Below are 26455 nucleotides of genomic sequence, written 5' to 3' on the forward strand. Positions count from 1 at the left end.
GCATCCGCACCGCTCGCGGCACCGTCGGATGCCGCAACCCGCCGCCCGGTCGTCAAGGCCGCCGCCGCGGACACCGACGCCGCGACGCTCGCGCGCGGCCGTTACCTCGCGCACGCCGGTGACTGCGCGGCCTGCCACGACGCGGCCGACCACACGCCGTACGCAGGCGGCCAGCCGGTGAACTCGCCGTTCGGGCCGATCTATGCGCCGAACATCACGCCGGACCCGACCCACGGGATCGGCCACTACACGCTGCAACAATTCGACGACGCGTTGCGGCGCGGCGTGCGCGCGGACGGCAGCCAGCTCTATCCGGCGATGCCGTACCCGTCGTTCGCGCGGCTGAGCGCCGACGACGTGCGCGCGCTGTATGCGTATTTCATGCGCGGTGTCGCGCCGTCCGCGAACGCGGTGCGGGCCACCCGCCTGCCGTTCCCGTTCAACCAGCGCTGGGCGCTCGCGCTGTGGCGCGTCGCATTCGCGCGCGGCGACCGGTTCGAGCCGCAGCCGTCGCGATCGACGGAATGGAATCGCGGCGCGTATCTCGTGCAGGGGCTCGGCCACTGCGGCGCGTGTCATACGCCGCGCGGCCCCGGTTTCAACGAGCGCGGCTACGACGAGCGCAGTGCGGCGTTCCTGACCGGCGGCATCAACGACCACTGGTTCGCACCGAACCTGACGGGCGCGGAAGCGGACGGCCTCGGCCGCTGGTCGGCCGACGACATCGCCACGTTCCTGCGCAGCGGCCATGCGGCACGCGGCGCGGTGTTCGGCGCGATGGCGCCCGTCGTCGGCGAGAGCACCGCGTTGCTCACCGACGCCGATCGTCACGCGATCGCCGTCTACCTGAAATCGCTGCCGGCGCGACCCACCGCCGCGACGAACCCGCTCGGCGTCGGCACCGCGCGGCTGACCGCGGCCGGCCCGCGCCCGGAAGGCGGCCAGCAGGCGCCGGGGGCCGGCGTGTATGCGGGATTCTGTGCGCGCTGCCACGGCGCGGACGGCAAGGGCGTGCGCGATCACGGGCCGCCGCTCGCCGACAATCCGGTCGTGCTCGCGGCCGATCCGACCAGCACGATCCGGATCGTCGTCGAAGGGGCACGGCCGGCGCCGGGCAAGGACGACCCGTTGACGCGGATGCCGGCCATGCGCGACACGCTGACCAGCAACGAAATCGCAGCGGTGGTCAGCTATGTGCGCGGCGGGTGGGGCAATCGTGCCGCCCCCGTGTCGGAGCAGGACGTCAGGCGGTTGCGGGGGGCCATCCACCGATGAGCGGCCGGGCACGCGACGCCGTGCGGTGACGGTGGGCTGACGCGATGGGCGGCGCGCAAGCGCCATGCCGGTCACTAGGGCCTGTTCACGCTAATAACGGGCACTTCTGGTGGCCAGCCCCACGAATGAATTTTCCCGAACAGGGGAACGTGCCTTGCCGGCCGTATTGCGGCGTCGATCGGCGCTTGTCCCCCAAGGGGACTTCCTTCGGGGCGTTTGGCTCGGCCAAACGGCGCTCCTCACTCCTTGCACTACGACCGGCAAGGCACGTTCGCAAGCCCGTTATTAGCGTGAACAGGCCCTAGCCGTCCAGGCGCCGGTCGATCAGGTCGCGGCCGCGCTCGATGCCGCCGCGCAGCGCGTCGAGCTCGGTCGACCACGCGCGGCCCGCCGGCGCCGGCACGGTCAACTCGATGCGTGCGCCGTCGACATACACCTGCACCTCGTCACGCCATGCGCCGCGTTCGTCGAGCCGTGCCCAGACGAGAATCTCGTGACCACGATACGGGTTGCGAACCTGCGCGTCCTGTTGATGCTCCACGGTGGGTCTCCTGTCCATATCTGCGATGTCGATGCAAAAAATGCACGCCACCTGTCGCGGTGTGCGCCCCCGCCCTCTGCGCATGCGCCGTTCCCGGCCGGCACGCGGCTTGCGTGCCTTGTGCACGTCGAATCGCCGCCGGGCACGGCTCGTGCCCACCGGAAGGAGGACACGTCATGATCGGCCATCTCGAACACATTTCGGTATCCTTCTCGCGCACGAGCGCCCGGAGTTCGACGCCATCTGCGAGACGCTGAGAAACATCGCCTGCGTCCGCACCTGTCAACCCGAATCCCCGTCAAGGAGTTTCGCGTGACCCAGACCCATTTGCCCGGTTATCTCGTGACGCGCCGGCTTGCCACCCGCATGCGGTCCGGCGCGGGGTTCGCCACCGGCCAGCCGATCGCCACGCCGCGTGCGTGGCGCGCGCGTCATCACGCCGAGTGCGGGTGCCTCGAGCGAATCCGCGTCGCCCATGCGGCGGCGACGCTCGCGCAAGGCATCGACGACGTCGCCGTCACGCGCGGCGATGGCGACCACACCAAACGCGTACGGCTCGATGCGCATTCGCCCGGGCTCCGGGCACCGTATGCGCACGGCGATACGCCGCTGCAGCAGCTCGACGGCAACCGGGACGTCCGCATCCGATGACCGTGGCGGAACGCACGACACGCACCGACGAGACGACCATCGACGCCACGCAGGCGAGCGATATCCCGCGGCATGGCCTGCTCGAACGCGGCCGCAACTGCGACACGATCCGCCATGCGGACCGCTTCACGATGCTCGTCGACGGCGATGCGTACTTCTCGACGCTGCGCGCCGCGCTGCTGCGCGCACGCCATACGGTGTTCATCGTCGGCTGGGACGTCGACAGCCGGATGCGGCTCGCGCCGGGCGGCCCCGACGACACGCTCCCCGACACGCTCGCGGCGTTCCTGCACGCGCTTGCCGCCCGACGGCACAACCTGCGCATCTACGTGCTCGCGTGGGATTTCGCGATGATCTACGCGCTGGAGCGCGACTGGCCGCCCGTGTATCGCGCCGGCTGGCGTGCCCATCGCGGCATCGTGTTCCGGCTCGACGGCACGCATCCCCGCGGCGCGTCGCATCACCAGAAGCTGGTCGCGATCGACGACCGGCTCGCGTTCGTCGGCGGCCTCGACCTGACGCGCGCGCGCTGGGACACGCCTGCGCACGCGGCCGGCGATCCGCGCCGCCACGACGAACACGGCGCGCCGTACGCGCCGTTTCACGACGTGCAGGCGATGTTCGACGGCGACGCGGCGGCCGCGATCGGCGAGCAGGCGCGTGCGCGCTGGCTGCAGGCGTGCGGCCGCCCGATCGCGATCCGCGCGCAACGCCACCTCGAGCGGCCGGACGACGACGATCCGTGGCCGCCCGACACCCGCGTGGACGTGCGCGACGTGCGGCTCGGCATCGCCTGCACGGCGCCGCGCCACGACGGCCGCGAGCCGGTGCGGCAGGTGCGCGCGCTCGTCGAGGACACGATCCGTGCGGCGCGCCGGCACCTGTATGTCGAAAACCAGTATTTCACCGCGGCGGTCGTCCGCGAAACGTTGTCCGCCCGCCTCGCCGACACGCACGGGCCCGACGTGACCGTCGTCGCGCCGCGCGTGCAGAGCGGCTGGCTGCAGGAAGCGACGATGGGCGTGCTGCGCGCGCGGCTGCACGCGGCGCTCGTGTCGGCGGACCGCTTCGGCCGATACCGTCTGCTGTATCCGCACGTCGACGGGCTCGGCGACGCGTGCGTGAACGTCCACAGCAAGCTCGCGATCGCCGACGACGAATGCCTCGTGATCGGCAGCGCGAACCTGAACAACCGCTCGATGCTGCTCGACACCGAATGCTGCATCGCGCTCGTCGCGGCCGGCGATGCGCGCATCCGCGCCGCGATCGCCGCCCTGCGCGAGCGGCTGCTGGCCGAACATCTCGGCACGACGCCCGAGGCCGTGGCCGATGCATTCGCGTGCATCGAGCGGCCGAACGCCGCGCTCGACCGGCTGCGCGCGAAACCGGGCCGCACGCTGCGCACGCTCGACCCGGCCGTCGCGCCGCAACTCGACGCACTCGTGCCGGTCAGCGCGTGGCTCGACCCCGAGCAGCCGATCGAGCCCGACCGGTTCGTCCGCGAATTCGTGCCGCACGACCGCCATCGCCCGCTGACCGCACGGTTTCTCGCGCTCGGCCTGGCCGTGCTGCTGGTCGCCGCGCTCGCGCTCGCATGGCGCTTCACGCCGCTCGGCCAACGGGTGAACGTCGCGTCGCTCGCGCATGCACTGGCCACGCTCGCGCAACGGCCCGCCGCGCCTGCGCTGCTGCTGGCCGGCTACGTGGTCGCGGCCACCTTCGCGGTGCCGGTCACGCTGCTGATCACCGCGACGGGGCTCGTGTTCGGCGCGTGGCCGGGCGTGGCTTACGCGGCCGTCGGCACGATGGCGGCCGCGGCCGCGAACTACGGGATCGGCCGCTGGCTCGGGCGGGATGCGGTGCGCCGGCTCGCCGGCGCACGCGCGAACCGGCTCAGCGAACACATCGGCCGGCGCGGCGTGCTCGCGATGGCCGTGCTGCGGCTGTTGCCGATCGCGCCGTTTACCGTCGTGAACCTCGTCGCCGGCGCGTCGCATATCGGCCTGCGCGACTACCTGGTCGGCACCGCGATCGGCATGCTGCCCGGCATCGTGCTGACCGTCACGTTCGCGCACCAGCTGACGGCCGCGCTGAGCCATCCCCGGCCCGGCGCATTCGCGTGGCTCGCGGCGATCGGCCTCGCGCTGGTCGGCGTGTCGGTGCTGCTCGTCAGGGTGTTGCGACGATGGCGCTGAGCACGCGTGCGGCGCCGCCGCCGCAAGTCATCGCCACCGACGACGCGCCGGCTGCCGCGCCGGGCGGACGCGACCTGCGGATCGCGACGTACAACATCCGCGGCGGCTACGGCGCGTGGCCGGCGCGCGCGGCCGACCGGATCGCGGCCGTGATCGACGAACTCGACGCGGACGTGATCGCGCTGCAGGAAGTCCCGCTCGGCGGCACGCGCGCGCCCGATGTGCTCGCACACCTGCACGACGCCACCGGCATGCATGCGGTGGCCGGCCCGACGATCGACACGCCGGAGCGCCGCTACGGCAACGCGGTGCTGTCGCGCTGCCCGATCCGCGCGGCACGCACGCTCGACCTGTCGTTTCACTCGCGCGAACCGCGCGGGGCGCTCGACGCCGACATCGATTGCGGCGCGCTCACGCTGCGCGTGGTCGCGACCCACCTCGGCCTGTCGGCGAGCGAGCGCGGCGCGCAGGTGCAGCGGCTGCTCGCGGCCTTCGACACGGGCGCGATGCCGGTGATCCTGCTCGGCGACATCAACGAATGGTTCGTGCGCGGGCGTGCGCTGCAGGCGCTCGTCACGCGGTTCCGGCGCGCGCCGGCGCCGCGCACGTTCCCGACCGTATGCCCGGTGTTCTCGCTGGACCGGATCTGGATTCATCCGGGCGAATGGCTGGTCGATGTGGTCGTGCACCGCAGCGTGCGTGCCCGGCATGCGTCGGATCACTACCCGCTCGTCGCGCGGATGCGGCTGCCGTCTGACGCGGAAAGGGGCGCCACGATGCGCACGCCCGATTTGCGATGAACCGCTTCGGCACGGCAGCGCGTGCCCATGCGAACCGGCAAACTCGCGGGAACGGATGACGCGTCATGACGCGCACGTGCGCCGTGTGCCGTGTGCCGTGTGCCGATGACGAACACACGATGCACTTCACGTGCCGTTGTTGCGCACGTCGGTGCCCTCACATCGCGCAGAAGGGCCGCGTTTGCGCTTATGACCACTCTTCCGGCGGCAACGCCCCGCCGTCGTCCTCCCACAACGGCTGGCCCGTCTCACCGCCGCTGCCCGCGGTCACCGTCCCGCGCCCCTTTTCCTGCTCCCGGGCCGCCCGTGTGCCGCGCGACTTCGCCGTTGCGTGGCGCGTCCGCGTGGGCGCCACGGTGTGCTGCGCGCCACCGCGCCCGTCGCCCGTCGATTCGGCCTTCGTCTTCGGCCGTCCAGTTGAAGCCGCGCTCATGGTTTTCTCCGGTAGGAATCAAACAACAGCCGATCCGCAAGATCGGTGCCCCCTCCGGGCAGGCGGATTGCTCCTTGCGTCGGTTACCGATCATCGCCCTGGAGACCACGATGCCGACCGACCTCAACCCGCCGCCCGAGCGCCATCGGCTCGGCGAATGGATGGCCCGCGAAGAAGCGCACATGGCCGCATTTCGCGAAAAAATCGCCGCAGACGCGCGCACGCATGCCGGCGAGCGGCTGCGCACGCCGGCCGTGCAGGAACTTGCGCGGCTGTTCGACGACCATGCCGTGCTGCGTATGAGCCTGGTCCGCGCGATCGACGAAGCGGTCGAATCGGGCCACCAGCTCGGCTATACGTCGGTCGACGGGCTGATGACCGTCCTGGATCACCTGATGACCTACACGCCGCCGTTCAGCGACGCGAGCCTGATCGTGTGCCCGATCAACGCCTTTCTCGACTGGCCGATGTGCATGCCGTCGGGCCATGCGCTGTTTCGCGACGCCGCCGTCAACGCGCATCTGCAGAACGTGCTGAACGTGTGGTGCGGCTTCCTTGGCGGCCCGCATTCGCGCGCGCATCTCGACACGTCGGCGCCCGACGGCTGGTTTTGCGACGCGGCGCGCACGCGCATCGGGCTATCGCAGTTCCAGTATCGCGACGACCAGCCGCACGGGGGCTTCACGTCGTGGAACGACTTCTTCACGCGGCGCTTTCGCGACGGCGCGCGCCCCGTCGCGGCGCCCGACGATCCGCACGTGATCGTCAGCGCGTGCGAGGCCGCGCCGTACCACGTCGAATCGAACGTGAAGCTGCGCGACCGGTTCTGGATCAAGGCGCAGCCGTATTCGCTGCGCGACATCTTCACGCCGGCCCGGCTGTCGCTCGCCGAGCGCTTCGTCGGCGGGGACCTGTACCAGGCGTATCTCAGCGCGTACAACTACCATCGCTGGCACGCGCCGGTGCGCGGGGTCGTCACGCATGCGTACCGGGTCCATGGCACCTACTACTCCATCGTCGAGGCGGAAGGCCCCGACCCGGCCGGACTGAACGACTCGCAGGGGTACATGACGGCGGTCGCCACGCGCGCCGTGGTCGCGATTGCCTGCGACGATCCCGGCATCGGCACCGTGGCCGCCGTGTTCGTCGGCATGGGCGACGTATCGTCCTGCGTGATCGACGTCGTGCCGGGACAGCGCGTCGACAAGGGCGACGAGATCGGTTATTTCCAGTTCGGCGGCTCGACCTGCTGCCTGCTGTTCGAAGCCGGCGTGATCGACCGGTTCGTGCCTGCGCCGCCGTTCGGCCACGACACCGCCGTCGTGAACGTCAATTCACCGGTCGCGATCGCCCGGTGAGTCGCACGTGCGTCGGGCTCGCAGGCTCGACGCACGCCGGCTATCGGTGCAATGTTTTCAACGGTTTGTAATGCCGCGGAACGTCGGCGGATCGTCGGTCAGCATGACCCGTCGAATGGCGCGGCCGACACGAGTTCACGCCGCCCGTGGCGCCAGGGAATCGATCAGCGCACCGTTGAAGGCGGGCAGGTCGTCAGGCTTGCGGCTGGTGATGAACGGGCCGTCACGGACGACCTCCTGGTCGACCCACTTGCCGCCCGCATGACGGATGTCGTCCTGAAGGCTCGGCCAGCTCGTCATCGTGCGGCCTTCCACGAGGCCGGCGGACACGAGCAGCCAGCCACCATGGCAGATCGCCGCGATCGGCTTGCCGGCGCCGACGGCCGCCGTCACGAACTCGCGCGCGGCCGGCACCATCCGGATCGCGTCGCCGTTCACGACGCCGCCGGGCAGCACGACCGCGTCGTAATCGCCCTCGCGCGCATCGTCGAACGTGCGGTCGACCTTCACGCGCTTGCCCTTTTCGACGTGCCTGAAGCCCTGGATCTCGCCCCCCTTCTGCGAAATCACGTCGACCTGCGCGCCTTCCGCCGCGAGCGCGCGCTGCGGTTCGACGAGTTCGGCTTCCTCGAAGCCGTCGACCGCGAGGATCGCCACCTTGCAATGAACCAGCCTTCCGCTCATGAAGCCCTCCGTCAGTAACGCGACACACGTCGTGCCGCGCCGGTCTCGCAGCAAGCGGCGTGCCGTTTCCGCCCACGGGACGCGCCCGCCATCGGGGAACGATTTCGCGCGCCGGGCACGCGGATTTCCGGCATGCAAGGGCCGATGCCGTCCGGGCGGCGGCCGCCGCCTGCGAACCGCGAGACGGCGTCGCTCACCCCGCTACTGCAGGTGACTCGCCGCGTCCAGCATCGCGTCGGTCACTTCGATCGTGAGCGTCAGGCTCTCATTGGTATCGGGCAGACGGTCGAGCATCGCCTGCACCGTGTCGTGCAAAATCGCATGCACGCGCATCCGCGTGCCGTCGTCGAGCGCCGCATACCGCTCCATCGTGTCGCTGTCGAGCGCAAGTTCGACAGCATGCCGCGCGTACTCGGGCGGCGCATCGGCCGCCAGCGCCCAGGTCGAGTGGAACTTGATCCTGCCCGTCGCGACGTCGACATGGACCGTCGTATCGAGATCGTCCGCCTCGATCGCGTCGCCGTCGATCTCGTCGTTCTCCACCCCGTTCCGGGAATTGGATCGCATGATGCCCTCCTGTGTCGTGGCGGCGAGCCCGTCCCGGGAAACCCCGCCGCCCTCGTCGGCACGGCGCCGTCAATAACCGCTGGAGCCCGCGCTGCCCGCCCCGCCAGCGCCGCCACCGCCCGTGCCCGTCGACCCGGGCGAACTGCCGCTACCGGCACCGGTGCCGCTGCCGGTGCCAGTGCCGCTGCCGCCCGCACCCGCGCCGTTGGGGCCGCCGCCCGGCTTCACGTGGCCGGCCGATCCGCTGTGCGAACGCGAGCCTTGTGTCGCACCCTGCCGCTGGATGGGTGCAGGCGGAGGCGGCGCGGCCGTATTGCCGTTGGTGCCCGGCGTCGACATGTCCATCGACGGATTCGGCGCACCGGTGCCCTCGTCCGGGCGCTGCGAGTTCTGCGCCCATGCGGCAGGCGCGGCCGCGATGATCGCGACAGCCGCGCACGCAAGCACGCGCGGCGCGACATATTTCGATTCGGATGCAGATTTCATGAGTTTTCTCCCTGATAGAGATCACGTGAAGGAAATTCCTGCCCCTTCCTTTCAGCAAGGCCCATGCCGCCGTCGGCACGCGTGCTGGCGGTCGTGTCGACATCCGTGATCGCACGCGGGATGTCCGCGATGCCGCCGATCAACAGGCATCACGGGCCGCAGCATCGGCCATGACGCATTCACGTTTCAGCGCCCAGCCGGGCGCGCATCGACGCGGTGATGCGCTGCCGCGCGCGCGCATAGCCTGCCCACGGGTCGCGTTTCAACGCATCGAGGCGTTCGCGCAGCGTGTCGATCGTCCATTGCGCCCCGCCCGTCGTGTCGGGCACCTCGTCCCAGTCGAGCGGCACCGATACGCCCATGCCGGGCCGCGCGCGTACCGAATACGCGGCGATCGTGCTCGCGCCGCGGCCGTTGCGCAGGTAGTCGACGAAGATCTTGCCGCGCCGGTGGCGCGGCCCCATCGTCGCGGTGAAACGGTCGGGCAGCGCGCCCGCGACGTGCTGCGCCACCGCGCGCGAGAAATCCTTCACGTCGTCCCAGCCCGCATGTCGCGTGAGCGGCACGACGACGTGCAGCCCCTTGCCGCCGCTCGTCTTGCAGAACGAGGCGAGCCCCAGCTCGTCGAGCAGCCCGCGCACGAGTTGCGCGGCGTCGATCATCGCGCGCCACGGCAGCGCCGGATCGGGATCGAGGTCGAACACGATGCGGTCCGGCCGCTCGATGTTCGACGCGTGCGCGTTCCACGTGTGCAGCTCGACAGTGCCCATCTGCGCGGCACCGAGCAGCGCATCGACGCTGTCGATCGACAGCAGCGGCCCGTGGCCGGGATCGAGCCCTTCGTGCTGCGTGACGAACGGGATCTCGCGGCGCTCGGCATGCTTCTGGAAGAACAGTTCGCCGGCGATGTCGCCCGGTGCGCGCACGAGCGACACGGGTCGGCCCTTCAGGTCCGGCAGCAGCCACGGCGCGACCCATTGCCAGTAGTGCGCGAGGTCGATCTTGCGCGTGCCGCTTTGCGGATCGAGCACCCGATCGGGATGCGTGATGCGCACGCGGCCGACCTGATCGGCGACGGCCGCACCCTGCGTGTCGCCTGAAGACGCGGACGATCGCGCGCCGTGCTTGCGGCCGTGCGCCGTATCGGTATGCGGGGCATGCGAGGATGCGTCGTGCGCCGTGCGGGATTCGTTCATCGTCGCCTCCGTTTCGGTTGGCCGTGGCACTTCGCGGACGATCTGCCGCGCCGGCTTGTCTTCGCGCAGCGCGATGAACGCCGCCTGCCGCACGATTCCGTCGCTGGTCCATTCCGCGAATTCGCATTCGGCGACGAGCGTCGGCTCGACCCAGTGGACGCGCGTGCGGGACCGTTCGCGCGGCGGCGGATCGAACGGCGTCGTGCCGCGTTCGTGCTTGCGCAGGGTCGCCGCGAGCCGGTCGAGCAGACGCGTATCGAACCCGGTGCCGACCCGGCCGACATAGCGCAACGGCGGAGCGGCGTGCGGCCGCCTGGGCCGCTTGCCGCCCGCGGCCGGTTCGTACACGCCGAGCAGCAGCGCGCCGAAGCCGTGCCGGCTGCCCGACGGCTCGGTATAGCCGCCGATCACGAACTCCTGGCGCCGCCGGCATTTCAGCTTGATCCATGCCGGCGAGCGGCCGCCGCGATAGCGTGAATCCGCGCGCTTGCCGATCAACCCTTCGAGCCCCGTGTCGCACGCGCTCGCGATCAGCGACGCGACGTCGTCGCCGAGATCGGGCGAGTAGCGCAGCCGCGCGGGATCGCTGCCGGCGAGCAACGGTTCGAGCAGCGCGCGCCGCGCGGTGAGCGGCGCATCGCGCAGGTCGTATCCGTCGAGAAACGGCAGGTCGAACACGAACAGCGTCACCGCGTCCGAACGGCCCGCGCCGAGCGCGTTCTGCAGGGCCTGGAAATCGGGCAGCCCGTGCTCACCCAGGACGACGGCCTCGCCGTCGAGCCACGCGTTGTCGACATCGAGCGCCGCGAGCGCGTCGCGCTGCATCCGCAGTTTCGCGGTCCAGTCTCGACCTTCGCGCGTCATCAGCGTGACGTGCCGACGCGCACCGCGACCCGCGATCCGGGCAAGGATCCGGTAACCGTCGAATTTCACTTCGTAGCGCCAGTCGTCGTGAGCGGGCGGTGCATCGACGAGCGTCGCGAGTTGCGGCGTCACGCGGTCGGGCAACGCAGCATGCACCGCGCCTTCCACCTGCGACGGATCGACCTCCGTCGTGCGCGCCACGCCGTCACGCGGCGGATGAGCAGGCGCCGTGCGCGACGCCTTTGTCCGGCCGTCATGCACGCTGCCCGGCTGCTGCGCGACGACGTCGAAGCTGGCCGCATCGCGCGCCTCGTCGTCGCGTTCCTTGATCAGCAGCCATTGCTCCTGGCGTCCCTGCTGCCGCCCGCTGCGCACCAGCGCCCAGCCGCCGTGCAGCTTCGTGCCGTCGAGCCGGAACGTCAGCTTGCCCGCACGATAACCGTCGCGTGCCCGGGCAATGCCGCCATCGGGTGTCCAGGTGCCTTCGTCCCACACGGTGACGGAGCCCGCGCCGTAATGGCCGGCCGGGATCTCGCCTTCGAACGACGCATATTCGAGCGGATGATCCTCGACGTGCACGGCCAGCCGTTTCACCGACGGATCGACGCTCGGCCCTTTCGGCACCGCCCATGACTTCAGCGTGCCGTCGAGCTCGAGACGGAAGTCGTAGTGCAGCCGCCGTGCGTGATGCTCCTGGATCACGAAGCGCAGCGGCCGGGCGGTGCGCGCGGAGGGTCGCGCTTTATGCGCCTTCTGCACGCTCGCGTCCGCATCCGCGTGCGCGCGCCGCCGTCCGTGCGCTCCCTCGGGTTCCGGCGTCGCATCGAAGCGGCGCTTGCGGCGATAGGGTTCGAGCTTGCCGGCCATCGCGTCACCCTCCTTCCCGCGCCGTCACGCGGCGTGCTTGCGGCGCGCGGTGGTCTTCTTCGCCGCGTGCGTGCCGGTCGCGCCGCGCTTCGCGGCCGCACGCTTCGCCGGTGTATTCGCCGACGTCTTCGCCGTGCCTTTCGCGGACGTTTTCGCCGCCGGCTTGCGCCGCGTGCCCGTCGCATGCGACGGCTCCTGGGCCTCCTCGTCGTCGTCCGTGCGTGCGGCACGCGCACCGCCGCCCTTCAGGCTGCGCTTGAGCAGCTCGGTGAGATCGACCACGTTGGTCGCCGTGCGCGCCGTCTGCGGGGGCCGGTCCTCGATTTCCTCGATGCGGCCCGCGCGCACTTTGCGCTCGACCAGTTCGAGGATGTCGTCGCGGAACGTGTCGTGATACTCGTCGGGCGTCCAGGAGCCCGACATGTCCTCGATCAGCTTCTTCGCCATCGCAAGTTCGCGCGCACTGACGCCGGCGCGCTTCGCGTCGTCGGCGGGCACCGACAGTTCGTCGAGCGGCCGCAGTTCCTCCTGCCAGCGCAGCGTATCGAGCGCGAGCAGCGGCCCGACCGGAATCAGCGCGCCGAGATGCTGGCGGTCGCGCATCACGACGTGCGCGATGCCGATCTTGCCGCTGTCTTTCAGCGCGTCGCGCAGCAGCGCATAGACCTTCTCGCCCTTGCGGTCCGGCACGAGGTAGTACGGCGTGTCGAGATACAGGAACGACACGGCGTCCTCGTCGACGAACGTGACGATGTCGACGGTCTGCGTCGACTCGGGGTTCGCCGCGCGGATCTCGTCGTCGGTCAGCACGACATAGCGCTCCTTCTCGTACTCGTAGCCGCGCACGATGTCCTCGCGCGTGACTTCCTTGCCGGTGCGCTTGTTGACCTGCCGATAACCGACCGGGTCCATCGAGCGCTTGTCGAGCAGCCGGAACGACGGCTTCACGGTGCGCGTGGCCGGGAACAGCTGCACGGGCACGTGAACGAGCCCGAAGCTGATCGCACCTTTCCAGATCATGCGTGTCATCGATGTCCTCCTTGCGGCGTCCGTCGCCGTGCACGGCCGTCAGGGCCTTCGGCAACGGCTGCGCCGCACGATGCTGACGTGGCCGTTGCGCTCCAGGATCGCCGCGTCGACGTCCGACAAGTCGTCCGCGCCGAGCGCCTGACGCACGCTTTCGCGCACGTCCGTCGGCGTGATCAGGGCCGCGCGCATCTGCGCGTCGTCGAAGCGGCCGTTGCGATACACCTCGCGCTCCGCGCCGACCAGCAGCCGCTCGAGCCGGCTCGAGCGCACGCAGGCCCAGCCGATCACGCGATGCAGCAGCGCGATCGCGAGCGACGCGGCCACCGTCGCCACGAACGGCGACGCACCGACCACCGCGCGGCTCAGGATCGCGCCGAGCAGGATGCCGACCACGTAGTCGACCGGCGAACGCTGGCCGAACGCACGCCGCCCGGCGATGCGGATCAGCACCAGTGCGATCACGAACACGACGATCGCCCGCAGTACCATCTGCCCGGGGCCGAGCATCCGGCCCTGTCCGAACAGTGCGACGACGACGTCCATGATCGCGTGGCGCTAGGCCGGCAACTCGGCGGCCTGCTGCTCGCGTGCCCAGACGCGATGACGGCCGAGGTGGTCGGACAGGTCGTTCAGGACTGCGCCGAGATCGACGGCCTGCCCGACGCACACCCCTTCGGCCGGGTCCGGCAAGTGGGCGGCGCTCAGCAATTGCCGCCCCGACCCGACGGCCGCGATCGGCTTCAGGTGCTTGAACGCTTCGCGCACGAAATGCCGCGCGTCGGCGCTGTGCGCGAGATCGCGGCCGTCGCCGTCGCCGCCGCACACGAACACCGCATCGAACATCACCGACGGCATGCCGGCCAGCGTCGCCTGCGGCACGATGCTGCCGATCGGCGCCAGCGTCGGCGCGACGATCGTCGGCACCGCGTGCGCGGCCTGCAGCGCATCGCGCACCTGCTGGACGAGCGCCTCGCTCGTCCCGGCGGTCGCGATCAGCGCGATCTTGCGCGACCGGATGCCGGGCTTCGCGCGGCCGATCAGGCTCAGCGCGGGCGAACGCTGCGCGACCGCCGGCGTCGCGCCTCCGTGCGGCGCGGGCAGCCCGAGCCGTTCGGCCACCTGCGCGGCCAGCCCTGCGTCGAAGCGGGCGATGATGTCGTTGACCACCCGCTCGCGAATGTGCGGCTGCGTCACCTTGCCGAGCTCGAAGCAGTATGCGTCGCGGATATGCCGCTGCTCGATCTCGGTCATGCTCTGGTAGAACAGCGCGGGCTGCGAGAAATGATCGGCGAACGTCTCGCTGCGCACGCGCACCTTGTCGCCTTCGAGCGGCTCGTGCACGGTCTCGAAGCCGCCGCCGGCCGGCGCGGGCGGCGTCTCGCGCGGCCAGCCGCCGCTCGTCGAATTCGGTTCGTACGACGCCTGCCCGACGTTGATCGTCTGCCGGTGCATCGCATCGCGCTGGTTGTTCGCGAACGGGCACACCGGGCGGTTGATCGGGATCTCGTGAAAGTTCGGGCCGCCGAGCCGGCTCAATTGCGTATCGGTGTACGAGAACAGCCGCCCCTGCAGCAGCGGATCGTTCGTGAAGTCGATGCCCGGCACCACGTGCCCCGGATGAAACGCGACCTGCTCGGTTTCCGCGAAGAAGTTGTCGGGATTGCGGTTCAACGTCATCCGGCCGATGGGACGCACCGGCACCAGCTCTTCCGGCACCAGCTTGGTCGGGTCGAGCAGGTCGAAGTCGAACTTCCCGGCGTCGGCCGGATCGATCATCTGCACGCAGAGTTCGAACTCCGGATAGTCGCCGCGCTCGATCGCCATCCACAAGTCGCGCCGGTTGAAGTCCGGATCGTGGCCGGCAATCCGCTGCGCCTCGTCCCACAGCAGCGAATACGCGCCGCTCACGGGCCGCCAGTGGAACTTCACGAAACGCTCGGCGCCGGCCGCGTTCACGAAGCGGAACGTGTGCACGCCGAAGCCGTCCATCGCGCGGAAGCTCGCGGGCAGCGCGCGGTCGGACATCAGCCACAGCACCGTGTGGGTGGTTTCCGGCACCAGCGACACGAAATCCCAGAACGTGTCGTGCGCGGACGCGCCGGTCGGCATCTCGTTCGGCGCCTCGGGCTTCACCGCATGCACGAAATCGGGAAACTTGATCGCATCCTGGATGAAGAACACCGGCATGTTGTTGCCGACGAGATCGTAGTTACCCTCTTCGGTATAGAACTTCACCGCGAAGCCACGCACGTCGCGCACGGTATCGGCCGAGCCGCGCGGCCCCTGTACCGTCGAGAAACGCACGTACACCGGCGTTTCGGCGGCTGGGTCCTGCAGGAAGGCGGCCTTCGTGTAGTCGGCCATCGGCTCGTACACGCGAAACACGCCGTGCGCGGCCGAGCCGCGCGCGTGCACCACGCGCTCCGGAATGCGCTCGTGATCGAAATGCGTGATCTTCTCGCGCATGATGAAGTCTTCGAGCAGCGACGGGCCGCGCGGGCCACCCCGCAACGTGTTCTGGTTGTCGGCGATCCGCACGCCCTGGTTGGTGCGCAGTGCCTCGTGGTCGGGCCGCGAACGGTGCTCGTCGAGCTGGCGCGATTTCGCGCTGTCCTGTGGCTGGGCGGGCGGTGTCTTGCCGGAAGAGGGGGAATGGGTCATCGATCGGGTCCTCGTGGCGTTTGGATGGGTATCCGCCATGCACGCGCCGCGTTGCTGCGGCGCGCACGTGGCGGGGACAGCAGGAAAACCGGCGCGGCCGGGCGCGACCGCACCCGCCGGCCGGCAGTGGCCTCAGGGCGCGCGCAACGCCGCGTCGAGTTCGGCGCGCGTCACGTCGAGCGCCACGTTGCACTCGATCGCCGCATCGTCGACGCGCGGCTTGCGCGCGTCCACCGCGCGCCGCGCGCCGTCGCACAGATGCGTGCGCACGCGCAGCCGGTCGGCCGCGTCAAGCGACGCATAGCGCGTGATCACGTCCGGATCGAACCGCAGGTCGACCGCGCAACGCCAGTCGCGCGCGCTTGCGTCGGCCGGCACGCGCACCCACGACACCTGGATGGTCAGCCGCCCGGACGCGTCGTCCGCATGCACGACGACGGTCGATTCCGACGGGAAACCGTTCGCGAGCGCATGCTCGAGTTCCGAGATGCGCTGCGACCGGTCGGGCGTGACGCTCATCGTCGGACCACGCCCAGCAGCAGCGTGACCAGGAAGATCACCACGAAGATGTAGAACAGGATCTTCGCGATCTCCGCCGCGCCGGCTGCGATGCCGCCGAAACCGAACACGGCCGCGATGATCGCGATGATGAAGAAGATGATGGCGTATCGAAGCATGGAACCCTCCTGGATGACAGCGGTCGCCGACCCGCGTCGGCGTCGATCAGGCGTCGTGCTTGTGTTTCGGTTTGCCGTGGACCGGCGTGGAGGCCATTTTCTCGAGCTCTTTTTCGCTCATCGATTTGGCCATCGACTTCGAAGGCGGTTTGAGGTCCTTCATTTTCGTCTCGCCGCGCTTGGCCGACAGGGCGGCCCCGGCGGCGCGTTGCTGGGCCTGCGATTTTGCTGGCATGGTCGTGCTCCTCTCGTGGGTGCGTGCATCGCGGCAAGCGGTGGCACGCACGCGGTTGAACGCGGGTGAGCGCGGTCGAATCGCCCGGCTGTCACGCCGCGTCGCGACGCCACGGGCCGGCCGGCGAAATCGTCATCGCCTGGCGATCCTGCGTCGCGGTGCAACGCGCAAGAACGATGCCTGGGCCGCGCGGCACCGCCGAACACAGCTTCGAAAGCCGCCCGGCGGTTCGTTCACAGTTGACCGTCTGCATGCGTCATGCATCGAGCATGCCAGCTCGTCGAAGCGCGTTCGTTGCGGGTTCGCCCCGCGTGTCGCCGCAGGCGGGAGCCGCTTATTTACAAGCCGGCGGCAAGTTTTGGACACGCGTTCCGCGAGCCGGGAAGCATGCCGGATCGTCGGCCGTCATCGCTTCGCATCGATGCGATCGACGGCCGAACGATCGAGAAAGGCGGTCGTCAGTGCCGGCAGGTGACTCAGCAGCCAAGCGGCCACGCTGCGCTCCTGGTGCAGGATCCGTTCGCAGCACGCGCCAATCTCCGCTTCGCCGGCCGCCTGCGCCGCGGCGACGAGCGCGGTATACGCGGCGATCTCGACCTGCGCGAACGCATAACCGGCCAACGCCCCCTTCACCACTTCGTCGACGGCCAGCATGCCGCTCGCGATCCGGCCGTACGCGGTGATCCGCGCGGCGAGGTCCTTGATCGCGGACGGCGTCGTACCGAGCCGCATCAGGCACGCTTCGACGAGCGCCTGGTGGCCGAGCGTGTCGTCGAGATGCAGGCGCAGCCGGTCCTGCAACTGCGGATAGTGATCGAGCCGTTTCAGTTGCGCGGCGAGCAGCATTTCCGCCTGCCGCTCCATCGCATAGGCATCGCGCAGCCAGTCTTCCAGGTGTTCGCGCGGATTCGCCATCGGTTTCCTCCGGCCGCATCGCGCGGCGGCATGCCGTGCGCCGCACTGGACGGCGCGTTGCTCGGCGCACGCGATCCCGCGCACGCACCGTGGGTGACGTCCCGGTGCCGGGTCAATACTGCATCAGCGGCGGCGTGCCCGGCAGCGGCCGGGCGCCCTGCACATCGTTCGCGCCGGTGGACGGCCCGTCGGCCGATTCGCCGCCGGCCGCGCCCTGCGGCATCAGGGTGCCCGGCGCCGGGCGCGTATCGCCACGCGCATTCGCGTCGGGCGTCGTCGTGGTCGACTGTGCCTCACGGCTGTCGGGTGGCGCACCGCGGGTACCGTAGGGGCCGTTCGCCGGTTGCGTGCATGCACCCAGCGCGCACGCGGCGGCGAACGCAAGGATGCCCATGCGTATCGTCTGGATCAGGTTCATCGAAATCCTCCCTGTGATCGACGTCTCATAGCCGGTTGAAACGGAAATCGCCGGCGTAGGCGGTCGGGGCGCGGCGCGCCATCATCTCGTCGAACTCCACCGCGACGCGCGTGAGCGCGCGGCGCTGCGATTCGATGCCGGCCTGCTCGAGCGCGGCGAATGCGTCGGCGTCGAACGCCACGGTCAGCGACGCCGGATGGCCGTCGACGCGAAAGCCGATATGCAACGCATCGAGCGGCGCTTCCTCGATATGGAACGGCATCGCGCGCGCCTCGAAATGGCGGCCAAGCGTTTCGGCGATGTCGCGCAACACGCCGGGTTTCACACGGATGCTCATGGGGATACCTCGTCGCGCGTTCGCGTTACCGCACCCATCGGCGGCGTATGCACGGGCGGCTCGCGCTCGGGCGGTGCATGCCCCGGTGGGTCGCCCTCGGGCTCCCGGTACGGCTCGGGCAGGTCGGGCGGCAAATCGTCGGGATCGGGCGGGTCCGGATCCGGCCCGATGTCGGATAGCGGCGGTTCGGGCCGCTGCAACCACTGCGCTGCGTCATGTGTCATCGGCACTCCTTCATTGCGGGGTCGGCGGGTCGGCAGCGGGCGCGACCTTCGCCTGCCCAGGGTGCGCAAGCCGCATGCCGTCGTCCACGTCGTCCGCCTAGCCGCCGCGATGCGCACGCGGGCGCCGCGAACGGCCTGCCGTGCCTTCGCTACACCGTCCGCTGCAAATCTTGCAACGGCGCGGCTACGCGTCGTAAGCGGCCGTCATCGCGCACCTGCGCGGCGAGCGCATACGAATCGGACGGCTCGCACGCACGCTGCAGCGCGAACCGCGCCGGCTCGGTCGAGCCGAACGTCTCGCCGCCGAGCGGCTTCACGTCGGCCTTGCCTTCGAACATCCGGCGCTCGGGCCGGTAGATCAGCGGTTCATGCTTCCATTCGTTGAAATGGCTCTTCAACGAATCGAATCCGCCGCCGCAGACGTTGACCTCGTAGCGCACGCCCGGTCGTCGTTTCGGAATCGTTATCGTACCTCCCGCTCGATGGGTGCGCGGCCGGCACCGGTTGCGCCACGCGCTTTCGTCGTCATCACGGCAAGTCGCGTGCCGCTCGCGTCCGGCGCATCTCGGCGCATACCGGGCATGGCCGTTGCGAATGGGACACGCCATCGGCATCGACACGGAGGCTCGCGATGAAGGATTCGACCCGGACCGGCCACGACGCGCCGGCACACGAACGGCAACCCGATCCGTCGCCGCCGCTCAAGCACCGCGACCGCGCGCGGACGCGCCACTCGGAACGCCATATCGACAAGCAGCTCGAGGACACGTTTCCCGCGAGCGACCCGCCCGCGACCGGCGGCGTCACGCGCATCGAGCCGGACACGCCGCCCGGCACGCACGACGAGGGGCCGTGGCAGGACAAGCGCGAACGCGGCGACGCGTGAGCGCCCACGGCACGTGGCTTGCTGATTCCGTCCCGCCCATTTCGATCCAATGCACTACCGAACTCGTGAGGAGAATTTCATGCATCGCGTCAACGAAATCATGTCGCAGGACGTCGTGCACATCGCACCGACCGACTCGATCCGTCATGCCGCGCAACTGATGGAGCGCTACGACGTCGGCGCCCTGCCCGTGTGCGACAACAACCGGCTGATCGGGATGGTGACGGACCGGGATCTCGCGGTGCGCGCGATTTCGGCCGGCAAGCCGCCGGAGACGCGCATTCACGAAGTCGCGTCGGGACCGATCGAATGGTGTTTCGACGACGATTCGCTGGACGAGATCCAGCACTACATGGCGGACGCGCAACTGCGCCGCCTGCCGGTCGTCGATCACGACAAGCGGCTGGTCGGCATGCTGTCGCTCGCGGATATCGCGACACGCATGGCCGGCCCCGAGCGGGACGATCTCGCGAACACGCTCGAAGGCGTGTCGCAACCGAAGCAGACGTGACGGAGCGATCCCTGCCCCGTCCCGACCACCCCGCGCGACCCGCAGGGCCCGCCCCGGGCACCGTCGCGCCTCACACAGTCTGGAGGAAACCATGCAGACTTCCGATCAAGGTCAGACCCGCATCATCGGCAAGGGCGCCGCAACGGCGGCCGGCCCTGGCCCCGACGTGATGGCGGCCGATACGCTGGAAGGCGACAAGGTCTATACGACCGACGGCGACGATGTCGGCAAGATCAAGGACATCATGCTCGACGTGCGCTCCGGCCGCGTCGCCTACGCGGTACTGTCGAGCGGCGGCATCCTCGGCATCGGCGACAAGCTGCACGCGATCCCGTGGAGCGCGCTCACGCTCGACACCGAGCGCAAATGCTTCCTGCTGTCGGTGTCGTCCGAGCGGATCCGCAACGCACCGGGGTTCGACAAGGACCACTGGCCGGCGATGGCCGATCCGCAATGGGCCACGCCGCTGCACGAGTTCTACGGGAGCACGCCGTACTGGAGCGCCGGCGACGAACTCGGGCTGACCGACCCGACCGAGGAACTGAACGATCCGCGCTCACGCGACCGTCTCTGATCGCGCCATCGCGCTGCGCCGGTTCACCGGCGCAGCCGCTTCGAACGCCCCGCCCGCGCGGGGCGTTTTTCTTGCCGGCCGTCGCGACGGCGGCCCCGACGCGACACGCGCTACGCGCGATGCCGCAACGCGTCGATCACGACGGTGAACGCACGCGACGCCGGGCGGCGGCTCGGATAGTACGCGTGGTAGCCGGGAAAGACCGGGCACCAGTCCGGCATCACGATCCGCAGGCTGCCGTTGCGGACATGCTCCAGCACGATGTCCTCGGTGACGAACGCGATGCCGAAGCCGTCGAGCGCCGCCTGGACCATGTGCGGCTGCGTGTTGCAGGTGATCCGGCCGTTCACGCGCGCCAGCACGTCGTTCCTGCCCTTCTTCAGCTCCCATGCATAGATGCCCTTCGCCGTGGCGAGCCGCAACGTGACGCAATCGTGATCGAGCAGGTCCTGCGGCTTCTTCGGCGGCTTGCGGCCGTCGAGATAGGCCGGCGCCGCGACCATCGCCATCCGGACATCCGGGCTGATCCGCACGGCGATCATGTCCTTCGCCACCTGGTCGCCGTAGCGCACGCCGATGTCGTAGCGCTCCTCGACGATGTTCGACAGCCCGTAATCGACCGACAGCTCGATGCGGATATCCGGGTAGTCGGGCAGGACCTGCCTGAGTTTCGGCCAGATGATCGTATCGATCGGATGCTCGGTGGCCGTAATGCGCACCACGCCGGCCGGCTTGTCCCGGAAATCCGACAGCGCGGCCAGTTGCGCGGTGATCTCGTCGATGCGCGGGGCCACCGCCTGGAACAGCGCTTCGCCCGCGTCGGTCGTCGACACGCTGCGCGTCGTGCGCGTGAGCAGCCGCACGCCGACCCGCGCTTCGAGATCGCGAATGGTATGGCTCAGCGCCGACTGCGACACGCCGAGCCGCGTGGCCGCGCGCGTGAAGCTGCGGTCGCGGGCCACCGCGAGAAAGACGAGCAGGTCGTTCAGATTTTCGCGCGCCATGTCGAAAAGCTCCGGTCGGGACGGACGCCAATCGTAGCACCGCCGGCGGCGATTCATCAGTTTGGCTCATCAGTCCAAGCGCGCCGCACTACTTAATCGATCCGGCACGGCTCGCTAGACTGCGGAGCCATCGACCCGATGCGTCGCGGCAGCGCCCGGACGCTCGGACTACCCGCATTCCGGAGCCCAACCTCATGACTACCCGCTTTCTCACCGCCGTCGCCGCCGTCGCCACGCTTGTCGCGTCCGGCTCGCTGTTCGCGCAATCCGCACCGGGCCTGACGCGCGAGCAGGTCCGCCAGGACATGCTGCGCTACGAGGCCGCCGGCTTCAATCCCGCACGCATGAACCCGCGCAGCTGGGTCGACGACGCCCAGGCCGTCGCGGCCCGGGTGCAGGCCGGGCGCGCCGACGACGCGCGCACGCAGCTCGCCGTGCACGGCGCCACGACGCAGTGCGACTGAGCGCGCGACCGCCACACCTTTTTCCGATCCAGTTCCCGACATGCAATCCGTCTCCACTCCCGATCGCGGCACGGCGCCGGATGGCGCTGCCGCATGGGGCGCCGTCCTCGCGATGTCGCTCGGCGCGTTCGCGCTGGTCGCCTCCGAGTTCATGCCCGTCAGCCTGCTCACACCGATTGCAGGCGACCTGCACGTCAGCGAAGGGCAGGCCGGCCAGGCCATCTCCGTGTCGGGCGCTTTCGCGCTGGTCACGAGCCTGTTCATCGCCTCGCTCGCCGGCCGGCGCGATCGCAAGCCGTTGCTGCTGTTGCTGACACTGCTGACGATCGTGTCCGGCACGCTCGTCGCATTCGCGCCGAACTACGCGGCGTTCATCGCCGGCCGCGCACTGATCGGCGTGGCGATCGGCGGCTTCTGGTCGATGTCGGCCGCCACCGCGATGCGCCTCGTGCCGGCGCCGCACGTGCCGCGCGCGCTGGCGATCGTGAACGGCGGCAATGCGCTGGCGACCGTCGTCGCGGCCCCGCTCGGCAGCTTTCTGGGTGGGATCGTCGGGTGGCGCTGGGCGTTCTTCTGCGTCGTGCCGGTCGCCGCGATCGCATTCGGCTGGAAGCTCGTCAGCCTGCCGTCGATGCAGTCCGCGCCGCGCGGCACGTCAAGCAACGCGCTCAGGTTGCTGGCCCGGCCGCCGGTCGCGCTCGGCATGGCGGCGGTCAGCGTGTTCTTCATGGGCCAGTTCACGCTGTTCACCTACCTGCGTCCGTTCCTCGAAACCGTGACGCACGCCGGCACCGGCACGCTGTCGCTGATCCTGCTCGTGATCGGCGTCGCGGGTTTCGCGGGCACGTTCCTGATCGGCGGCGTGCTGGCACGCGGGCTCTACCGGACCCTCGTGGCCACGCCGGTACTGATGGCCGCGATTGCGGCGGCGCTGATGGTCGTCGGCGGCTCCACGGCGGCAACCGCCTGCCTGCTCGGCGCATGGGGCCTGCTCGGCACCGCGGCGCCGGTCGGCTGGTGGACGTGGCTCGCCCGTACGCTGCCGCACGATGCGGAAGCCGGCGGCGGGCTGATGGTGGCGGTCGTGCAACTCGCGATCGGGCTCGGCGCGACGATCGGCGGCATGCTGTTCGACCTGCACGGCTACCGCGCGACCTTCGCGATGAGCGCGGCACTGCTCGCGCTCGCCGGCGGGCTGGCCGTCGTCGCGGGCCGGTCCGCCCGACGCGCGGCCACGCGCACCGGCGGTTGATGCCTGCGCCACGACGCCCCGGCGGCTTTTTTACAAGCGTCGTGTAACCGCCCCGTCCGGCTTCGCGCGGCCGCTCGCCGCGTCCAGATAACCGAGCAGCCGGTGCGGCGTCAGCGGCTTCGCGCAGTGCGCGTCGAACCCGGCTTGCCGCGCCGCCTCGCAGTCGCGTGGCGACGCCACCCCGCTGCACGCGACGAGCAGCATGTCGCCGGTATGCGGATCCCCGCGCAGCCGCGCCGCCAGCTGCAGCCCGTCGAGGCCCGGCATCGCGATATCGAGCACGACCGCGAACGGCTGCCAGTCGCGCGCGATCGCGCAGACGGCGAACGGATCGACGGCAATGCGGCATTCGAAGCCGCGCGCCTCGAGCAGCAGGCGCAGCGCATCGGCCGCGTCGCGATAGTCGTCGACGATCAGCACGCGACGCGGCCGCCTCGGCACGCTGTCGGGTGCGCGCCACAGCAGCACGTCGTCCGCGGCCGGATCGTTGCCGGGATCGGGAAGCATCGCGTTTCTCCTGTCGTTGACACCGCCCCCACGCAAACCACGCGCCCGTCTCGGCCGATGCGGAACGGCGGTTGCTGCACAGGGACGAATCGTCGTACCGGAGCCCTTCATGCGCGTCACGCTGCGCTTTCGTTTCTGTCCAGCCCCGCTGGCGTGCGCGACATGCCGCGCCCCGGGCCGCACGGGCGTCGTCACATGACGCGCCAGACGCCGCCCGCCGACGACGATGCACCGGCGACACTCGGTGCGTGCCGCCGCTGCGCGTTGTGGGAGCATGCGACCCAGCCGGTGCCCGGCGCCGGCCCCGTCGACGCGACGATCATGCTGGTCGGCGAGCAGCCGGGCGACCAGGAGGACCGCCAGGGATTGCCGTTCGTCGGCGCGGCCGGACGCATGCTGGACCGCGCACTCGATGAAGCCGGGATCGAGCGCGCGCACTGCTACCTGACGAACGCGGTCAAGCACTTCAAATGGGAGCCGCGCGGCAAGCGCCGGCTGCACAAGACGCCCGCGCAACGCGAGGTGGCCGCGTGCCGCTACTGGCTCGAGCGCGAACTCGACGCGGTACGGCCGCGCGTCATCGTCGCGCTCGGCGGCACCGCGTTGCGCGCGCTGCTGCAAGACAACGACGCGACGCTGGAGGCCGCGCGCGCGCCGATTCGCACGGCGGAAGGCCGGCTCGTCGTCGCGACCTACCACCCGTCGTACGTGCTGCGCACGCGCGGCGCCGATTCGCGCGAGCAGGCGTACCGGAGGCTCGTCGACGCGTTGCGCACCGCGTCGCGCCTGGCCGGCGAACCCGAGCGCGCCCCCGATCGCGACCACCGGCACGGTGCACGGGGAGACACCCGATGAGCGCACCGGGCGACGACGCGCAGCCGGCTGCGAACGCCGCGCCGCGCACCGCGACACCGTGGTACCGGCGGCTCGGCCCCGGCCTGCTCGCGGGAGCGTCCGATGCCGATCCGAGCAACATCGCCGTCTACGCGCAGGCCGGCGGCCAGTTCGGCTTCAACATGCTGTGGATGATCGTCGTCACGCTGCCGATGATGGTCGCCGTGCAGCTCGCGTCGGCGTTCATTGGACGCCGCAACCGCGCGGGCCTCGTCGCCGCCATCCGCGAGCACTACTCCGACCGGCTCGCCAAGACGCTGATCGTGATGGTCGCGATCGTCAACGTCGTCAACGTCGGCGCCGATCTCGCGGCGATGGGCGACGCGACGGCGCTCGTCGCAGGCGGGCGCAGCTACTGGTACGCCCCGGTCTACGGGATAGCCTCGCTCGCGCTGCAGATGACGCTGTCGTACGAGCGCTATGCGCGCTGGCTCAAATGGATGACGCTCGGCCTGATCGCCTACGTACTCGAACTCGGCTTCGTGCCGATCGACTGGCGCGGCGTGATGCATGCGATAGTGCTGCCGCGGATCGAATTCACGCATGCGTATGCGACGACCACGGTGGCCGTGCTCGGCACGACGCTGAGCCCGTACCTGTTCGTGTGGCAGGCCGCGCTCGAGGTGGAGGAAACGGCGTCCGGGCCACGCGCCACGCGCCGCGAGACCGAACGACGCGTCACCTTCGACACGTGGGTGGGCATGATCGTCACGAACGCGGTGTCGTTCTGCATCATGGTGGTCGGCGCCGCCGTGTTCTTCGCGCACGGCCGGCACGACATCGGCACCACCGCGCAAGCTGCGGAAGCGCTGCGGCCGATCGCCGGCGAAGCCGCGTTTCTCGTGTTCGCGTTCGGCATCGTCGGCTGCGGGCTGCTCGCGATTCCCGCGTTTGCGGGCAGCGCCGCGTATGGCTGCGCGGAAGCGTGGCGGTTCCGCGAAGGGCTGAACGAGCCGGTGCGGCGTGCCCCCGCGTTCTATGCGGTGCTCGCGCTGTGCGTGATCGTCGGCATCGCGATCTGCGTGAGCCCGATCGATCCGATCAAGGCGCTGTACTGGAGCGCGGTGCTCAACGGTATCGCGGCGGTACCGATGCTCGTGCTCGTGATGCTGCTGTCGCACCGGCGCGAGGCGGCCGGACAACCCGGCAGCGGCATCGTGTCGAAAACGTTCGGCTGGCTGGCGGTCGCGCTGATGGCGGCATCGGTCGTGACGATGGTCGTCGACCTGCTGACCTGAACCGCGCATCGTCCATTCATTGCGCGCGCACGACTTTCGCCGAGCCGGGCCGACCGCATCGCGGCCATGCCCGGCCCGCCGCGCTCACATCATCTTGCCGCGCGAACGTTCGGCGCGCGCCGCGTCGGCCGCCGATTCGACCTTCTTCACTTCTTCCGGCGGCGGGAGCACCGCCTTGAAGCCCATCGACCCGATCCACAGCTCGCGCGCCCAGCCCCGCGTGTGATACAGGTGATGATCCTCGTCGGCCTCGACCTCGTCGTGCGCGTCCTTCAGCGTCTTCGCGGCATCACCCGACAGTTGATCGGCCGCATAGCCGATCAGCTCCCAGTTCAGGTGATCCTTCGTCTCGGCGAGCACCACGCACTCGGCCGCGATGATTTGCGCGACGGCCGGCTCGGCCTGCTTCTGCGCCTGCTCGATCGTATGCACGAGCGCCTTGCCGATGGCCGCCACCGCGCTGCGGCCGGGCGTCTGCGCGTCGGCGTCCATGCCGAACGTCTCGAACACCTTGCGCAGCACCTCCTGGTGATGCAGCGTCTCGCGGTGGTACTTCTCCCATTCCTTGTGCAGATCCTCGTCGGTCGCGCATTGCAGCGCGGCTTCGTAGATCTTCGCGCCGCCAAGCTCGGTTTCGTATGCCTGGCAGAGCAATTCGCGGATGCCTTCATGCTTCGGTTGCCGATGGGCCATGACTGCCTCTCCAAAAAGA

The 26455-nt window shown here is 70.0% G+C and carries 33 protein-coding genes; 12 read left to right on the top strand and 21 right to left on the bottom strand.

The window, feature by feature from the left end:
* Positions 1 to 1275 (top strand): cytochrome c (locus F3J15_RS10710; protein ID WP_166890601.1); only part of this gene is annotated, 1275 nt, incomplete at its 5' end.
* Between the two features lie 301 nt (positions 1276 to 1576).
* Here F3J15_RS10710 and F3J15_RS10715 read toward each other — a convergent pair.
* Positions 1577 to 1816, bottom strand: a complete 240-nt coding sequence (locus F3J15_RS10715) for a DUF6566 family protein (RefSeq protein WP_166890604.1) — start codon at positions 1814 to 1816, stop codon at positions 1577 to 1579.
* 312 nt (positions 1817 to 2128) lie between these two features.
* Between F3J15_RS10715 and F3J15_RS10720 the strand changes: the two genes are divergently transcribed.
* From F3J15_RS10720 to F3J15_RS10730, 3 genes are read left to right on the top strand one after another with little or no spacing between them, the layout of a single operon-like run.
* Positions 2129 to 2467, top strand: coding sequence for a hypothetical protein (locus F3J15_RS10720; protein WP_166890607.1), 339 nt, complete (start codon positions 2129 to 2131; stop codon positions 2465 to 2467).
* Positions 2464 to 4662 carry a VTT domain-containing protein gene (locus F3J15_RS10725; RefSeq protein ID WP_166890609.1) on the top strand — a complete coding sequence of 733 codons (2199 nt, stop codon included), beginning with the start codon at positions 2464 to 2466 and terminating at the stop codon, positions 4660 to 4662. The genes F3J15_RS10720 and F3J15_RS10725 overlap by 4 nt, the downstream gene beginning before the upstream one ends.
* Entirely contained in the window at positions 4653 to 5462 is an 810-nt protein-coding gene (locus tag F3J15_RS10730) for an endonuclease/exonuclease/phosphatase family protein (RefSeq protein WP_166890612.1), read from the top strand. The genes F3J15_RS10725 and F3J15_RS10730 overlap by 10 nt, the downstream gene beginning before the upstream one ends.
* A 187-nt stretch (positions 5463 to 5649) precedes the next feature.
* Here the strand turns inward: F3J15_RS10730 and F3J15_RS10735 are convergent, their stop codons facing one another.
* A complete protein-coding gene (locus F3J15_RS10735; RefSeq protein WP_166890615.1) occupies positions 5650 to 5895 on the bottom strand; it encodes a hypothetical protein in 246 nt (81 codons plus the stop codon).
* Positions 5896 to 6005: 110 nt separating this feature from the next.
* Here F3J15_RS10735 and F3J15_RS10740 point away from each other — a divergent pair, with 110 nt between their 5' ends.
* Positions 6006 to 7253 carry a phosphatidylserine decarboxylase family protein gene (locus F3J15_RS10740; RefSeq protein ID WP_166890618.1) on the top strand — a complete coding sequence of 416 codons (1248 nt, stop codon included), beginning with the start codon at positions 6006 to 6008 and terminating at the stop codon, positions 7251 to 7253.
* A 135-nt stretch (positions 7254 to 7388) separates the two neighbouring features.
* Here the strand turns inward: F3J15_RS10740 and F3J15_RS10745 are convergent, their stop codons facing one another.
* The 16 genes from F3J15_RS10745 to F3J15_RS10820 all read right to left on the bottom strand — a co-directional run bounded on the left by F3J15_RS10745 (position 7389) and on the right by F3J15_RS10820 (position 18880).
* Positions 7389 to 7937, bottom strand: coding sequence for a type 1 glutamine amidotransferase domain-containing protein (locus F3J15_RS10745; RefSeq protein WP_069250318.1), 549 nt, complete (start codon positions 7935 to 7937; stop codon positions 7389 to 7391).
* A gap of 201 nt (positions 7938 to 8138) precedes the next feature.
* Complete coding sequence (locus tag F3J15_RS10750; protein WP_166890621.1) at positions 8139 to 8504, bottom strand: DUF3022 domain-containing protein; 366 nt, start codon at positions 8502 to 8504, stop codon at positions 8139 to 8141.
* A 69-nt stretch (positions 8505 to 8573) separates the two neighbouring features.
* Positions 8574 to 8990: a hypothetical protein gene (locus tag F3J15_RS10755; RefSeq protein WP_166890625.1), complete on the bottom strand. Its 417-nt coding sequence runs from the start codon at positions 8988 to 8990 to the stop codon at positions 8574 to 8576.
* Positions 8987 to 9133 carry a hypothetical protein gene (locus F3J15_RS10760; protein ID WP_166890627.1) on the bottom strand — a complete coding sequence of 49 codons (147 nt, stop codon included), beginning with the start codon at positions 9131 to 9133 and terminating at the stop codon, positions 8987 to 8989. The genes F3J15_RS10755 and F3J15_RS10760 overlap by 4 nt, the downstream gene beginning before the upstream one ends.
* 36 nt (positions 9134 to 9169) lie before the next feature.
* Positions 9170 to 11917: a DNA ligase D gene (gene ligD, locus F3J15_RS10765; protein ID WP_166890630.1), complete on the bottom strand. Its 2748-nt coding sequence runs from the start codon at positions 11915 to 11917 to the stop codon at positions 9170 to 9172.
* Positions 11918 to 11941: 24 nt separating this feature from the next.
* The gene (locus tag F3J15_RS10770) at positions 11942 to 12946 is read right to left on the bottom strand and encodes a Ku protein (protein WP_166890633.1); all 1005 of its coding nucleotides are present in this window, start codon (positions 12944 to 12946) and stop codon (positions 11942 to 11944) included.
* Positions 12947 to 12985: 39 nt separating this feature from the next.
* Positions 12986 to 13489, bottom strand: a complete 504-nt coding sequence (locus F3J15_RS10775; protein WP_069250016.1) for a YetF domain-containing protein — start codon at positions 13487 to 13489, stop codon at positions 12986 to 12988.
* Positions 13490 to 13501: 12 nt separating this feature from the next.
* The gene (gene katE, locus F3J15_RS10780) at positions 13502 to 15646 is read right to left on the bottom strand and encodes a catalase HPII (protein WP_166890636.1); all 2145 of its coding nucleotides are present in this window, start codon (positions 15644 to 15646) and stop codon (positions 13502 to 13504) included.
* A gap of 93 nt (positions 15647 to 15739) precedes the next feature.
* The gene (locus tag F3J15_RS10785) at positions 15740 to 16126 is read right to left on the bottom strand and encodes a DUF3022 domain-containing protein (RefSeq protein ID WP_166890639.1); all 387 of its coding nucleotides are present in this window, start codon (positions 16124 to 16126) and stop codon (positions 15740 to 15742) included.
* Positions 16123 to 16284 carry a DUF1328 family protein gene (locus F3J15_RS10790; RefSeq protein ID WP_006767422.1) on the bottom strand — a complete coding sequence of 54 codons (162 nt, stop codon included), beginning with the start codon at positions 16282 to 16284 and terminating at the stop codon, positions 16123 to 16125. The genes F3J15_RS10785 and F3J15_RS10790 overlap by 4 nt, the downstream gene beginning before the upstream one ends.
* A gap of 46 nt (positions 16285 to 16330) precedes the next feature.
* Positions 16331 to 16519 (bottom strand): DUF3008 family protein, encoded by a 189-nt coding sequence (locus tag F3J15_RS10795; protein ID WP_069250317.1) that lies wholly within the window; start codon positions 16517 to 16519, stop codon positions 16331 to 16333.
* Between the two features lie 405 nt (positions 16520 to 16924).
* The gene (locus F3J15_RS10800; RefSeq protein WP_166890642.1) at positions 16925 to 17434 is read right to left on the bottom strand and encodes a DUF892 family protein; all 510 of its coding nucleotides are present in this window, start codon (positions 17432 to 17434) and stop codon (positions 16925 to 16927) included.
* A 112-nt stretch (positions 17435 to 17546) separates the two neighbouring features.
* Positions 17547 to 17852: a hypothetical protein gene (locus tag F3J15_RS10805; RefSeq protein ID WP_166890644.1), complete on the bottom strand. Its 306-nt coding sequence runs from the start codon at positions 17850 to 17852 to the stop codon at positions 17547 to 17549.
* A gap of 25 nt (positions 17853 to 17877) precedes the next feature.
* Positions 17878 to 18189: a hypothetical protein gene (locus F3J15_RS10810; RefSeq protein ID WP_069250010.1), complete on the bottom strand. Its 312-nt coding sequence runs from the start codon at positions 18187 to 18189 to the stop codon at positions 17878 to 17880.
* Entirely contained in the window at positions 18186 to 18413 is a 228-nt protein-coding gene (locus F3J15_RS10815; protein ID WP_166890647.1) for a hypothetical protein, read from the bottom strand. Before F3J15_RS10815 ends, F3J15_RS10810 begins: the two co-directional genes overlap by 4 nt.
* A 149-nt stretch (positions 18414 to 18562) precedes the next feature.
* On the bottom strand, positions 18563 to 18880 hold the full coding sequence (locus tag F3J15_RS10820) for a hypothetical protein (protein WP_166890831.1): 318 nt from the start codon (positions 18878 to 18880) through the stop codon (positions 18563 to 18565).
* Positions 18881 to 19044: 164 nt separating this feature from the next.
* Between F3J15_RS10820 and F3J15_RS10825 the strand changes: the two genes are divergently transcribed.
* The 3 genes from F3J15_RS10825 (at position 19045) to F3J15_RS10835 (ending at position 20384) form a co-directional block, all read left to right on the top strand.
* Positions 19045 to 19299 carry a hypothetical protein gene (locus tag F3J15_RS10825; RefSeq protein ID WP_089434103.1) on the top strand — a complete coding sequence of 85 codons (255 nt, stop codon included), beginning with the start codon at positions 19045 to 19047 and terminating at the stop codon, positions 19297 to 19299.
* Between the two features lie 79 nt (positions 19300 to 19378).
* A complete protein-coding gene (locus F3J15_RS10830; RefSeq protein ID WP_039371315.1) occupies positions 19379 to 19810 on the top strand; it encodes a CBS domain-containing protein in 432 nt (143 codons plus the stop codon).
* Positions 19811 to 19901: 91 nt separating this feature from the next.
* The gene (locus F3J15_RS10835) at positions 19902 to 20384 is read left to right on the top strand and encodes a PRC-barrel domain-containing protein (protein ID WP_089429293.1); all 483 of its coding nucleotides are present in this window, start codon (positions 19902 to 19904) and stop codon (positions 20382 to 20384) included.
* Between the two features lie 110 nt (positions 20385 to 20494).
* Here F3J15_RS10835 and F3J15_RS10840 read toward each other — a convergent pair whose 3' ends face one another.
* Positions 20495 to 21388 (bottom strand): LysR family transcriptional regulator, encoded by an 894-nt coding sequence (locus F3J15_RS10840; RefSeq protein ID WP_069250006.1) that lies wholly within the window; start codon positions 21386 to 21388, stop codon positions 20495 to 20497.
* Positions 21389 to 21582: 194 nt separating this feature from the next.
* On the opposite strand from F3J15_RS10840, the gene F3J15_RS10845 reads away from it, so the two are divergent.
* On the top strand, positions 21583 to 21852 hold the full coding sequence (locus F3J15_RS10845) for a DUF4148 domain-containing protein (RefSeq protein ID WP_166890650.1): 270 nt from the start codon (positions 21583 to 21585) through the stop codon (positions 21850 to 21852).
* A gap of 40 nt (positions 21853 to 21892) precedes the next feature.
* Positions 21893 to 23104, top strand: a complete 1212-nt coding sequence (locus F3J15_RS10850) for an MFS transporter (RefSeq protein WP_166890653.1) — start codon at positions 21893 to 21895, stop codon at positions 23102 to 23104.
* Between the two features lie 30 nt (positions 23105 to 23134).
* Here the strand turns inward: F3J15_RS10850 and F3J15_RS10855 are convergent, their stop codons facing one another.
* Entirely contained in the window at positions 23135 to 23611 is a 477-nt protein-coding gene (locus tag F3J15_RS10855; RefSeq protein WP_166890656.1) for a response regulator, read from the bottom strand.
* A gap of 195 nt (positions 23612 to 23806) precedes the next feature.
* On the opposite strand from F3J15_RS10855, the gene F3J15_RS10860 reads away from it, so the two are divergent.
* Both F3J15_RS10860 and F3J15_RS10865 read left to right on the top strand, forming a co-directional pair.
* Entirely contained in the window at positions 23807 to 24466 is a 660-nt protein-coding gene (locus tag F3J15_RS10860) for a UdgX family uracil-DNA binding protein (RefSeq protein WP_166890659.1), read from the top strand.
* A complete protein-coding gene (locus tag F3J15_RS10865) occupies positions 24463 to 25743 on the top strand; it encodes a divalent metal cation transporter (protein WP_166890662.1) in 1281 nt (426 codons plus the stop codon). The genes F3J15_RS10860 and F3J15_RS10865 overlap by 4 nt, the downstream gene beginning before the upstream one ends.
* Positions 25744 to 25827: 84 nt before the next feature.
* On the opposite strand, the gene F3J15_RS10870 is transcribed toward F3J15_RS10865, so the two are convergent.
* Complete coding sequence (locus F3J15_RS10870; RefSeq protein WP_166890665.1) at positions 25828 to 26436, bottom strand: DUF892 family protein; 609 nt, start codon at positions 26434 to 26436, stop codon at positions 25828 to 25830.
* Positions 26437 to 26455: the final 19 nt, after the last annotated feature.

The sequence above is a fragment of the Burkholderia sp. Ap-955 genome, assembly GCF_011753045.1.
Classification (GTDB): domain Bacteria; phylum Pseudomonadota; class Gammaproteobacteria; order Burkholderiales; family Burkholderiaceae; genus Burkholderia; species Burkholderia lata_D.